Source organism: Azoarcus sp. KH32C (genome assembly GCF_000349945.1).
Classification (GTDB): domain Bacteria; phylum Pseudomonadota; class Gammaproteobacteria; order Burkholderiales; family Rhodocyclaceae; genus Aromatoleum.
The window spans coordinates 618330-630917 of record NC_020548.1; the positions used below are offsets into that span (position 1 = coordinate 618330).

The following is a 12588-nucleotide window of genomic DNA, read 5'->3' on the forward strand; positions in this document are numbered from 1 at the left end:
TGTTTTGCGTCTCCGGCACGTGAACGCCGGATGGATTTCATTGTGCGCATGGCCGCCCACTTTTTCCCCCCCTAGCAGGGGTGGTGGGAAGCCGAAACAGAAAGATGTCGGGGGACTTACGCGACGCGGGTCGACAAAGCCGACCTCCAAGAGCGCGCGATTATTTTGGAGAGTTGTTGAAACACCTATTATTTTATAGTCACAGAAACGAAGCTGTGTGTCATTGGGACACGCCGACGCTGGCATGTACCGTGCAAAGCGCAGGATGAAGTCGTCTAGCGTCCAAAGCGACTCCGCCGAGGCCGAAAAGCGTCCGTTGACTATCCTGAGAAGAATGCAATCGACGGAGGTCCATCATGAGAGCGCTACTTGCGGCCGTGTTGCTCGCCTCATTGTCCTGCCAATCGCAAGCCGTTTCCTTTACGGTGACGGAGCAGAACTCCAGCCTCAAATTCACGATCGACGACCCCACGTTCAACCTGAATGTTCCCAACGACCCGGTGCAGTTGCCGCGCACGGTCGAATGGACCGTCGATGGCCGACGCATCCTCGTGTATCCGTCCGGTCCCTTCACCATGCTGGATATCGGTCACATCCACCCGGGCGCCCATGTCGGCGCCAATCAGATCCATGCTCAGGGCCCCCTCCTAGGCTATGGCAGCGGAGCAACGACCGGCACCGTGACGGGCGCCGTCGTCTACTCCGTCAATGGCGGTGCAACGGGCAGCGGAGCGTCCCGAATCTCCGAGAAGGTGGACATCCACAACAAGTCGGGCGGTGCAATTTCGGTCCAGTTGGCCGGCATGGGTTTCAAGCCAACCCAAACCTCACTCGAGGTCCCGGATCTGAACGGATTGACCGTGGAGGGCAGTACAGTGATCTATTTCCAGGGCACGCCGCAGGCCAGTTCGCTAACCGAGTCGCCACCTTATCCGCCCCTGACCGTGCGCCCGGTGGTGAATTTCACCGGCTTCAATCCATTGCTGAACCAGAATTTCAGCCTGCCAGACGGCGCTGTGCTGACCATGATCACGGAGCTGAAACTGTCGCCACCATTGTTCACCGTGACCATCGTGTGGGCACTGATCGCGCTACTGGCAGTGCTGGGAATGGCAGCGGGAGCGTTCATCTGGCGGCGGCGTTCGCGTTGAGAAGGGAACCGAACCATCCATACGGGCGGGCCTTCATGGACAGATGGGCGCCGATGACACGCATGACGTGACTGTCACGATTTTGCGTGCGTGCCCCCAAACAGTCCGACTGGCGCGCGCCGCGCTGACATCGCGATCGGATGCAGCGCAAATTCCTTGCTTAGCCCCCCGTCGTGGAGGGGGCGCCGGCCACTCCTTCCTGCCTAGAATCCGTCATATCCGCTCCACGGATTCCAGGAGTCGCCATGTATCGCCATCTACTCGTGCCGATCGACGGCACCGACCTCTCGACCGAAACCAGCAGCAACGCCATCGACTTCGCCCGCACGCTCGGGGCCCGCATCACCTTCTTCCACGCCCGGCCCGATTACGCCGCGGCGCTCGACGGCGAGGCCGAAATCGTGCGGCTGACCTCGCCGGCCAAGTTCGCCTATGCGTACGAAGGACGGGTGCGCGAAATCCTGGCAAAGGCGGAAGCGGCCGCGCGCGCCTTCGGCGTGCCCTGCGGCTCGGCGACCGCCGTCAGCGACTCGCCCGCCAAGGCGATCATCGCCGCCGCGCGTGACGCCGCATGCGACCTGATCTACATGGCGTCCCATGGCCGACGCAGCGGCATCGGCATGATGCTGGGATCTCAGACACTAAAGGTGCTGGTCAATGCCGGCATGCCGGTGCTCGTAGCGGCCACGTCGAATCCGCCCGTCCCGTCACAGGTGATGGACGTGATCCGCGACGAGCACCGCTCGCTCGCCGCCGTGTTGCACGCTTGGCTGAACCTGCTCGACAGGAAAGAGGAGATGGACGGAAAGCCCGACGCGGACCTGATGCGGACGATGATCCAATATCTCAAGACCTTTTCGGTCAGCATGCATCGCCCGAAGGAAAACGAATATCTCTTCAGCCGCCTCCGCCGCCGCAGCACGCGTTATGACACCGAGCTCTCCGAGCTGGAGCACCAAAATGCCGACCACCAGCGGCTGATCGGCGAACTCGAAGCCGCGGTCGAGCGCCATCTCGCCGGTTCGGCGCCCTTGGCAGACATCCGCGAGGCGGTTGCGAGCTGCGAGCAATCGACTTGGGAACACATGCAGCGGGTCGAAGGCAGCATCCTTCCCGGTGCGCTGAACCATTTGACGCCCGAAGACTGGGAAGGGATCAACGCTGCCTTTTCCGACGGCGGCGATCCACGCTTCGGCCGGGATACGAACACGGAATTCCGCCGCATCTTCTCGCGCATCGTAAACCTCGCCCCGTCCGATAGCGCCGGCGACTAGTCCTCGGCCCCCCAAGGAGATCGCCCATGCTCAAGGGACTCATGCAGGACCGCCCCCTGCTCGTTTCTTCATTGATCGAACATGCAGCCCGCTGTCATCCGGGAACCGAGATCGTGTCGCGAACCGCTGAAGGATTGATCAGCCGCTGCACCTACGGCGACATCGGGCGGCGGTCAAGACAACTCGCCGCGGCGCTGACCGCCTTGGGCGTCAAGCCGGGCGACCGGATCGGGGCGCTGGCCTGGAACGGGTACCGGCACATGGAGCTGTACTACGGCGTGTCCGGCGTCGGCGCCGTCCTGCATACGATCCATCCGCGCCAGTTTCCCGAGCAGATCGAATACGTGGTCAATCATGCCGGGGACCAGTACCTCTTCTTCGACATCACCTTCGCGCCGCTGATCGAGCGCCTCGCGCCGGCGCTGAAGACGGTGAAGCGCTTCGTCGCGATGACGGACCGCAAGAATCTCCCCCTGAGCGACATTCCGAACCTGCTGTGCTACGAGGACCTCATCGCGGAGGCCAGCGCCGACTTCGAGTGGCCATCCTTCGACGAAACGACGGCCTCGTCGCTGTGCTACACGGCGGGAACGACGGGAACGCCGAAAGGCGTGCTGTACTCGCACCGCTCGACGGTCCTGCACGCCTTCGCCCTGTGCGCGGCCGACAGCCTCTCACTGTCCGCGCGGGAATCGGCGCTGCTCGCGGCGCCGATGTTCCACGTCAATGCCTGGGGCGTTCCGTACGCCGCGGCGATGTGCGGCATGAAGCTGGTGCTGCCGGGGCCGGTCCACGACGGTCGGAGCATCTACGAACTGCTGCGCGAGGAGCGGGTGACGCTCGCACTCGGCGCGCCCTACTTCTGGGCTCCGCTGTTCAAGTACCTGGACGGGATGCGCCGGAATCCGCGCAAGGAGCTCTCGCTCGAGCGCGTCGTCGTCGGCGGAATCGCCCCGGCGAGCGAGCTGGTCGAGCGCTTCGCCACCACCTTTGGCGCCCGCGTCACGCAGGTGTGGGGGATGACCGAAACGTCGCCGATCGGAGCGATCTGTCCGTCGTCCGCGATGCACGCCGATGCGCCGGATGGCCAGATCAAGCAAGGACGCGCGCCGTTCGGCATCGAGATGCGGCTCGTCGACGACTCGGGGAAAGCCGTCGCCCACGACGGACGGACGCCCGGCCATCTCCTGGTCCGCGGCCCGTGGGTCGCCTCCGCCTACTTCAAGTCGGCGGAAGGCTCGCGTCTCGACGCCGACGGATTCTTCGATACCGGCGACATCGCGACGATCGACGAACACGGCTACCTGCAGATCACCGATCGCGCAGCCGACGCGATCCGGTCCGGCGACCAATGGATGTCGTCGGTCGCACTCGAAAATGCGGCCGCCGGACACCCCGCCGTATCCGAGGCTGCCGTCATCGCCCTGCCACAGGGCGAGCGCCCGACCCACCGTCTGCTCGTCATCCTGCCGCGAACCGATTTTGATGTGAGCCGCGAAGAGATGTTGCTGTACCTCGCCGCGAAGCTCGACCGGCGCTGGCTGCCCGACGACGTGGCCTTCGTCGAACAGTTTCCGCACACGGCCACCGGCAAGGTCCGCAAGGGACGCCTGCGGGAAATGTTCGCCGAGCATCGGTGGCCGACTGCTTAGACGAGTCGCCGAGCGGGTGGGCGCGCTCACGGCGTGCGCAGCCGCGCGGCCGGAAACTCCTCCTGCCACAGGCGCGTGCCCGCGGCGTTCCACGCGGCGACGCGCAGTAACCGCGCACCGGCCGGCCCGGAGAACTCCAGCGTGCAGAAGTTGCGCTGCGTGACCAGCGTCCCGGGCACCTCGCGCACCGGGAACGGGCGAGGATGCACGCGCGAGGTCAGCGGCGAGCAGGTCAGCTCGGTCAGCGGGTAGGTGCCGGGGCGCTCGCGCTCGGTCAGGTGGGTGTAGTGGATGTCGCCCGAGAGGAAAAACACCCCATCGATGCGCTCCGCAGCGAGCCAGTCGAGGAACGCCTGGCGCTCGCGCGGGAAGTTGTGCCAGCCCTCGCCGCCGCGCTTCTCGGGCGACGGGCGGTCGCTGAGCATGCGGCTGCCGTTGGCGACGAGCTTGAAGGTGGCGCGCGAGTCGCGCAGGGCGCCCTTCAGCCATTCGAGCTGCGCTGCGCCCAACATCGTGCGCGCCGGGTCGGCGGAGGCATCGTCGTCGCGGTAGTAACGGTCGTCGAGCAGGAACAGCTCGACGTCGCCGAGCGGTACCCGGGCGAAGATCCCGGTGACGCCGGGGAGGCCGTAGCTGGGGTTTGCCCAGTAGTCCTGGAACAGTTCCAGCGCGGTCGCCTTGAGGGCGAAGTCGCGGTTCGAGTCGTTCGGGCCGTAGTCGTGGTCGTCCCAGATGGCGACGTGCTGGCCGGTACGCAGCAGCCGCTGGAGCGGCGCAAAGCTGCGCGTGGTTGCCCAGCGCCCGTGCATCCGCGCGGTGGCCTTGTCCGCTGGCGCGAGGTCGTCGTCGCGGTAGTAGATGCTGTCGCCGAGCCACAGCATCACGTCGGGTCGCCGTGCAGCGACGGTATCGAAGATCTCGAAGCCGGCGCCGAAGGAGTCCTGCATGACCTCGTAAGGGGGGTCGGGGAGGTAGCTGCACGAGCCGGTGGCGATGACCAGCTCGCGAGGCGTGGCCGGATCCGCGGGCGCGGTGGTGAATGCGGGCACCTCGCCGAGCTCGACCGGGATCCCGTCGAGCAGCACGCGGTAGGCGTAGCGGGTGGCGGCCCGCAGACCGTCGAGGTCGACGCGCGCGGTGTGGCCGCGCTCCGGGCTGACGGCGACCGGCGCGCTGCGCCGCGCAGCGTCTGGCTGCCCCTGCGGCCAGTACTCGAGCTGCACCTGCGCCGGAGCGTCGGTCATCAGCCACACGCCGACGCGCGCGGCCGTCGCCGGCCCGGCCATCGGGCCGCCGGCCAAGGTGGCCGCGCTGGCGCCGGCCGCATGCAGCGCCTGCAGCAGCCAGGGCAGCGCCAGGCGGCGCAGCGTGCGCCACGCGAGGCCGGGGCGCAACCCAGACGCGGAACGTCGAATGAGTCCAGTCTGCGCCCCGCCTGACATGCCCATATTCGACCGGATTGGAATGCAGGTAGTCGAGGTGCGCACGATCACTTTCCGTGGCATTCGACTTCAATAAGGGTCGGTGAGGATTCCGAGCATGCGCGCCCGGTCCACGACATGCCGGCGCGAGGCCGCATTAAGCTTCACGAACAGGTGCTTGACGTGCCACTTGACGGTCTCGTCGCTGATACTCAGCGCCGAGGCGATCTGCTTGTTCGACAGGTTGTGGCCGAGCAACTGGAGGATTTCCTCCTCCTTGGTGGTCAGTAAGCCGCCGGTCTTGACGACGGGGCTGTGCGCAACGGTTGCGCGGCCCGCCTGAACATCGGCTCTTTCCCGCGGCACTTCCTTCTTTCCGACGTGTTCGTCGCCGCGCTCACCGGCGAGCGACTCCAGTTCCAGCAATCCGCGTTGCATGCCGTAGACCTCGGCGAGGTCGAGCGCTTCCTGACGGAGGGCACTCCATTCGAGGCCGCAATGCTTGCGGGCAATCGCCAGCAGGAACCTGGTCTCGACGCCTTCCCTCCCCCTCCGGAGTTCGTCGGCTTCATCGAGCAAGGGCTGAAGGACCGCCTGGGCGTCATCCCAGTTGCCCGCGGCAATCGCCGCATAAGCGCGGGCCTGGGCGATGCGCAACAACAGCACGCGCCCCAGCAGCGTGTTCGCATCGAGATCGGGCACCAGTCTCTCGAGGCGATCGCACGCGTCGATACTGGAGCGCATCCGCCCCTGCACCAGGTGCATCCGCGCCTGCTCGAAGAGGCTCGCGACACAGTAGCGCGGCATCTTCCGTACTTCACCCAGCGCGAACAGATTGTTCAGGAGGTCGAGCGAGCGCCGCTGCTGTCCCTTCAGCCGCGCGACGCGCGCCGCCACCTGGTAACCCATGACGACCGCTTCGGGCGCGGAAACGCGCTCCAGCACGTCGAGACGATCGAGCAGCATGTCCTCGGCCGCATCGATGTCGCCGAGCTCCCACGAAGCCATCGCCAGCGCCGACGCCAGCATCGCACTGACGCCGTTGCGTCGCCCACGCACGTCATCTGCGCGGCGGGAAGGCTCGGCGAGCCACTCCTGCGCGAGTTTGACCTGTCCCTCCCACAGGTAACTGAATCCGATCACCCACTCGCACCAGCCCTTCACCGCATGCAATCCCTGCGGCACCGCCCCATAGGCCGCGCGGATGAGGTGCCGCGCCCGCTCCGGAGTGCCGCGGTAGAGGTGTGCGACTGCGGTGCAGTTGGCATAGATCGCGCGTAAGGCCGGCGGGGCGAAACGCACGTGATCCTCCCAGGGCGCGAGCAGGCTTTCGGTGTCGTCGATCCGGTCCACGAAATAGGCCGACGCACCGCTGATCAATGTGCTCTCGAAACGCTCCTCGACGGGCGCGGCCGGATTGCCCCGGACCTTCTCGATCAGACGCGCGGCATCCCGGTGCCGATCGCTGAGCCCCAACACCCACGCGGCGCCGAGCAAGGTGCGCGGATGGCGCTCAAGTTCCTTGGGAGGGATGCGTTCCAGCCAGTAAAGCAAGCGGACGTGATCCCCTTCGAGCGCCGCCCCATACAAGCATTCGCTGATCAGGGCATGCGCAAGCTCGTCCATGCCCGCTGCCTGCGCCTGGTCGGCGGCCGCTTCGCGCAAGCCGTGATCGGCGAGCCAGCGCACGGCACGGCCGTGCAAGGCATTCCGCTCGTCTTGCGGCCGCTTGCGCAGCTGACCGAACAGGAACTCCCGCACCATGGGGTGGAACCTCGCCCGCTCGGCGGTTGGCCCATCCATGAAGATCGGCAACTTTTCGCGCGCCTGCTTCAACAGCGTCGCGGCGTCCTCGTAGCCGCTGACGAACGCGCACAGCCCGTCCTGCAACGCATCGAGCATCGACACGCGGATCAGGAACTCGACGATGCGCGGTTCCAGGTTGTTGAGCAGGCCTTCGAGAAAATAGCGCTCGAGATCGCCCGTCGCGGCATCCATCGTCGCGATCGCGCCCTTGAGATCGCTCTGCCGCTCGATGACCGCCATCGCCAGCTGCACGCCCAGCGGCCAGCCGGCGGCCTTGTCGTGCAGCTTCATGCAGGACTCCGCATCGATGCGGTCCTTGAAGCGCGCTTTCAGGATCGATGCTGTCTCCTTGCGCGTGAAGCGCAGCCGCTCGGTGCCGACGATTGCGTACAGCCCACGCGCAAGGAAGTTCGACAGCGGCAGCTGTAGCGCCTTGCGCGAAGCGAGCACGACGCGCAGGTTCGGTGGCGCATTAAGGATCAGATAGAGCAGCGATTGCAGCACAGGCTCGGACGCGAACTGGACCTCGTCCAGGATCAGCACCGTTTCCGCGCCCAGATTCGCGACTTCCGCGAGCCAGGCGGTCAGCCCTTCGAACGCGCCCCCGCCCTGGCGCATCGTCTGGGCGACGGCACGCTCGAAGGTCGGCCGGCCACTCGCGACCCGCATCGAATAGGCGAGTCCGCCAGAGAAGCGCGCGACGTCGTCCCGCTCGTCGAGGGTCAGCCACGCGACGAGGGCCCCCAGGTTCAAGGCCTCGCGCCGCCACTGGCCGAGCAGCGAGGTCTTGCCGAAGCCGGCCGGCGCGACGACCTCGACGATCGTCTTGTTCCGCAGATCCTCAACGTCCCACCCAAGACGAGCCCGCAGCAGCTGGTCTCGGGTCACGCGCGGCGGCGTGCTTTTCAGAACGAATTCGGCATCGGCGGTTTCAGTCGTCATTTAGCGCAAAGGTTCGCCGGACAGGATTACAAAAGACTATCGCAGCCGGACGCGAAACGGAATCGCGTCCGGCAAACCGTTGCGGAATCGCTGTCCGTCAGGACAACATTTCGATGAAGGCGCGTACGCGGGTGATGAGCTGGCCGGACGGCGCGCCAACCTGCCAACTGCCTTCCAGGCCCGAACTCGGCACGCCCTTCTTGTGGAAGTGGTCGCGGAAGAGCTCGACGTGCATCCCGCCGTACGGGCAACCGATGTAGGTGTAGAAGAGCATTCCCTTCGAGCCGGACTCCTCGATCATGTTTTCGATGTACTTGATCTGGTTCACCGGCGAGCCGGTGACGAAGTAATCGAGGATGAAGCGGGCCATCGACTCGAGCGGCGGAATGTCCTCGTTCCACACGCGGTCGTAGGGGTTCGGCGTGAACCACGACAGCAGCGCGCCGCCCAGGTCATCGACCGCCTTGTACACCCCGAACTCCAGGCCACGGGCGCCGACCCAGGTCAGCGGGATGATCTTGCCCATCGGCGAGGGCACGAAGTCCGCGGTCTTCAGCTCGTCGATCAGTTGGTCGAGCAGCGCCTCGTACTCTGCCGGCTTGCCGAAGTAGTGGGCGGAGCCCATCAGCAGGAACAGCGTCGGCAGGCTCTTGATGTAGAGCGGGTTCTTCAGGCGCAGCTGGAGGATCTCGCGGAACTTGGCCATCAGGCGGTTCAACCGCTTGATTTCCGCGCGCATCTTCTCCTCGTCCACCGGCTTGCCGGTAAGGAACATCGCCACATCCTCGAGCTCGCTGGCGAGGAACTTGATCATCTGCTCCAGCCGCTCGTCGCCGCCCTGCACCGGGCGGATCACCTGCTCGACGCGGTGAATGTCGAAGCCGAACTCCTTGATCATCTCGTAGCCCATGTTGAGGGGCTCGCAGACCGTGGACAGGGCGACGACCTTCTTCACCGAGTTGTTGCGGCGCAGGTACCACTCGCCGATCAGGGCGGAAACCATCGAGCAGGTTTCCTTGGGCATGTCGAAGATGTCTTCCGACAGCTCCGCCGCTTCCACCGCCGAACCCAGGCGGCCCAAGTCATACACCGCCATCGGGATGGTGTCGCAAGCGTAGAGCAGCGGCGCTTCCATCAGGCCGGTGGACCACACAGCCGGCGTGCCTTCCTGGTTGCCCTTCTCGGCGTCCGGGAAGTAGGAAAGCGCCATGTCGTACAGCTTCTGGATGCCCGGCGAGTAGTGGTGGGCTTCCCGGCTCTGCTGGATGTATTCGATCTGGTTTTGCGGCTCTGCGTTGCCGATCGTGTTCGCAGATGCGGCCTTTTCCATTACTGCGTGCATGATTCTTTCTCTCCTTGCGATTCCTTGAGCACTTCGATAAAGGCCTCGAGGCGGGTCTTGATCTGGCCGGTGTCCCCTTGCGAGTAGTCGGTGTCCAGTTCCAGGGCGGGCAAGCCCATCTCGTGGAAGCGCCGCATGAAGAGGCCCTTGGTCTGCGAGAAGGACGGGCAGAACTTGAGCGTGTAGTAGATGACGGCGTCGACCTTGTATTCCCGGGCCAGCTTCTCTGAGAAGTCGATGCGGCGGCTCAGCGGCGACTGACGGGCGCAGGGGGCCTGGTCCAGGTAGGCGTTGGCCAGGTCGCGGTAGGGGTCGTCGGTTTCCTGCGTGTCGTAGTAGAAGGGCGACAGGCCGGTGCAGTGGTCCTCGACCACCACGTTCACGCCGATGTCCTTCTCCAGCAGGTCCATCAGGCGGCGGTCGCCGTCGGCCATGATGCCGCCGCAGACCATCACCCGCAGACGCGGCTTGTCGTCCTCGGGGACGGCCGCCAGGCGCTCGTACAGCTCGTCGAGGATCGGTTGCTGCTCCTCGGCCGGGATGCTGCGGTAGGCGCGGGTGATCTCCAGGAAGTCGGCGCCGGACAACGGCGGACGGTTGCGCTTCCTGAGGTCGGAGATCTTGTGGATCGTCTGGCGCAGCTTCTTATGCAACTTGATCGACGCGCGCAGATTGTCTTCGTCGATGGGTTTTCCGGTCAGCTTTTCCAGGTCCTTGCCGAAGTTCTTCATTTCCTCGCGGAAGAAGTCCCGGGCGCTCGGCTTGTCGCTGGTACGGGGCACCACGTAACCGTAGGACGGCTTGAAGTAGTGGTTGATGGCGTTGGAGGTCGCGCGCATCGTGTCACAGGTGTAGAAGGTCACCACCTGGTCGAGGGCGTCGTGGAACGGATCCTTGGTGCGGAAGTGGCCGAGCACGCTCTTGCTCATGTCGCAGAACACGCTCTTGACGATCACTTCGCCCTCGGCCACGACCGACGGCGAGCCGCACTTGTCGATGCGGCCGAAGGCCACGCCGGCGGCGGTCAGCATCTCGGGCGGCGTATAGGTGCAGAGGTAGCCGACCTTCTTCACGTCCTTGCGCTCGATCAGCGACACCTCGGCGTCCTCGATGCGGCGCGACACGTCCGACAGGTCGCAGCGCTCGGCCACCATCGTGGTCTTGATATTGCGTTTCTCCACCGCCAGGCGCTGCGCATACATCGCTGCGCCCAGGCAGCCGGCGAAGACCATGTCCAGCTTGGGCTGGACGATCGTCTGGCCGAGCAGGCGCTCCAGCGCGTGCTTCATCCCCGCGTTGTTGGAAACGCCGCCGGTGAAGACGATGTCCGATTCCAGCGGGATGGCCCGCAGCAGGCTCACCACCCGCTTGGCAGAAGCCATGTGTATCCCGGCCGCGATGTCCGCCGCCGTCTCGCCCTTGGCGCGATGGGAGATCACTTCGGATTCCGCGAACACCACGCACTGGCTGCTGACTTCCAGGTCCTTGGTGTACTTCAGGGACTCGGGGCCCACGTCGTACATCGTGAGGTCGAGCAGGTTGGCCGCCTTCTCCAGGAAGCGCCCGGTACCCGCCGCACACTTGTCGTTCATGCGGAACTTGACCACCTTGCCGGTCTCCGGATCGACCTGGATCGCCTTGGCGTCCTGGCCGCCGATGTCGATGATGGTGCGCGTGCCGGCGTTCAGGTAATGCGCGCCCATCGCGTGGCAGGAAATCTCGGTGAGGATCTCGCTGGGCACCGTCTCGAACTTCAGCGACACGCGACCGTAGCCGGTACCGACGATGAAGTCGATGTCTTCCATGGTGATGTTGGCGTTCTCGTACAGCTCCTCCAGGAGCTCGGCCGCCGTTTCCTGCATGTTGAGGCCGGTGGGCAACAGCGCCGTGTAGAGCCGGCCGTCGTGGAGCAGCACGGCCTTGGAGTTGCGCGAGCCGATGTCGATGCCCAGCGAGGTGACGCCGGTCAGCTCATGGACCAGTTTCGGGTCGATGACCTCGGTAAAGGGCAGGCTGCGCTCTGCGGGAATGTTCTCGTGTCTCATGTTCACGCCTCCACCTCCATTTCCTGCGGCGCCGCGTCGACATCGGCGATGCCGCAGACCTTCTGTTGGGCGATGACGGCCGCCCCGAGGCAACCGGCGAAGACGGCGTTCAGCCGCGGCGTGACGAAGGGCCGCCCGAGCAGGCTCTCCAGCGCGTGCTTGACACCGATGTTGTTGGAGACCCCGCCGGAGAAGGCGAGCTCGGGGTCGAGGCCGATGCGGTTCACCAGGTTGCAGACGCGGCGGGCAATGGCGAAATGCACGCCGGCGGCGATGTCCTCACCCTTTTCGCCGGTGGCCTTGAGCGACACGATTTCCGACTCCGCGAAAACCACGCACTGGCTGCTCATCTGCAGCGCCTTGGTGGACGCCATGGCGCGGCTGCCCAGCTCCTCCAGCGAGTAGCCCAGCATCTCCGCCGTCTTCTCCAGGAAGCGGCCGGAACCGGCGGCGCACTTGTCGTTCATCGCGAACTCGGTGACGCGCCCGTTACTGGTATCGAGCTTGATGGCCTTGCAGTCCTGGCCGCCGATATCGATGATCGTGCGGGTATCGGCGTTGAGGTAATGCGCGCCCATCGCATGACAGGTGATCTCGGTAATCACTTCCGCGGGAATATCCTCAAATTGCAAAGCAATCCGGCCATAACCGGTGCCGGCAATCATCGAAATGTCGCTGCGCGGCAGTTGCGCCAATTTCAGCAATTTATTGACCAGACGCTGTGCCGTTTCATGCGGATGCACGCCGCTGGCGGTAATTACGGTGTGAACATGTTCGGCGGTCAGCATGACTGCCTTGGATTGACGCGAACCGATATCGATACCGACGGTAGTCACCGGCTGCAATTCCGGGATTTTCCTCGGATCGATCACGTCGGCGATCTTAAAACTGCTTTCGCTCATTTGCAGGCTCCTCCAAATGGAAATCTTTATTTGATCTGCCACGCAACATTAGG

At 64.9% G+C, this 12588-nt stretch carries 8 protein-coding genes; 3 read left to right on the top strand and 5 right to left on the bottom strand.

Annotation, left to right across the window (positions count from 1 at the left end; genetic code table 11):
• The first annotated feature begins 356 nt into the window (after positions 1-356).
• The 3 genes from AZKH_RS25575 to AZKH_RS25585 all read left to right on the top strand — a co-directional run bounded on the left by AZKH_RS25575 (position 357) and on the right by AZKH_RS25585 (position 4077).
• Positions 357-1151, top strand: coding sequence for a hypothetical protein (locus AZKH_RS25575; RefSeq protein ID WP_015452210.1), 795 nt, complete (start codon positions 357-359; stop codon positions 1149-1151).
• Positions 1152-1396: 245 nt separating this feature from the next.
• The gene (locus AZKH_RS25580; protein ID WP_015452211.1) at positions 1397-2425 is read left to right on the top strand and encodes a universal stress protein; all 1029 of its coding nucleotides are present in this window, start codon (positions 1397-1399) and stop codon (positions 2423-2425) included.
• A 26-nt stretch (positions 2426-2451) separates the two neighbouring features.
• The gene (locus AZKH_RS25585) at positions 2452-4077 is read left to right on the top strand and encodes a long-chain-fatty-acid--CoA ligase (RefSeq protein ID WP_015452212.1); all 1626 of its coding nucleotides are present in this window, start codon (positions 2452-2454) and stop codon (positions 4075-4077) included.
• 26 nt (positions 4078-4103) lie between these two features.
• Here AZKH_RS25585 and AZKH_RS25590 read toward each other — a convergent pair whose 3' ends face one another.
• From AZKH_RS25590 to AZKH_RS25610, 5 genes are all read right to left on the bottom strand, one after another.
• Positions 4104-5471 (bottom strand): alkaline phosphatase, encoded by a 1368-nt coding sequence (locus AZKH_RS25590; RefSeq protein ID WP_015452213.1) that lies wholly within the window; start codon positions 5469-5471, stop codon positions 4104-4106.
• Positions 5472-5588: 117 nt separating this feature from the next.
• Positions 5589-8246, bottom strand: a complete 2658-nt coding sequence (locus AZKH_RS25595) for a LuxR C-terminal-related transcriptional regulator (RefSeq protein ID WP_015452214.1) — start codon at positions 8244-8246, stop codon at positions 5589-5591.
• Between the two features lie 97 nt (positions 8247-8343).
• Positions 8344-9588, bottom strand: a complete 1245-nt coding sequence (locus AZKH_RS25600; protein WP_015452215.1) for a 2-hydroxyacyl-CoA dehydratase family protein — start codon at positions 9586-9588, stop codon at positions 8344-8346.
• A complete protein-coding gene (locus AZKH_RS25605) occupies positions 9576-11633 on the bottom strand; it encodes a 2-hydroxyacyl-CoA dehydratase (protein WP_156822349.1) in 2058 nt (685 codons plus the stop codon). The genes AZKH_RS25600 and AZKH_RS25605 overlap by 13 nt, the downstream gene beginning before the upstream one ends.
• A gap of 2 nt (positions 11634-11635) precedes the next feature.
• On the bottom strand, positions 11636-12535 hold the full coding sequence (locus AZKH_RS25610) for an acyl-CoA dehydratase activase (protein ID WP_015452217.1): 900 nt from the start codon (positions 12533-12535) through the stop codon (positions 11636-11638).
• Positions 12536-12588 lie beyond the last annotated feature (53 nt).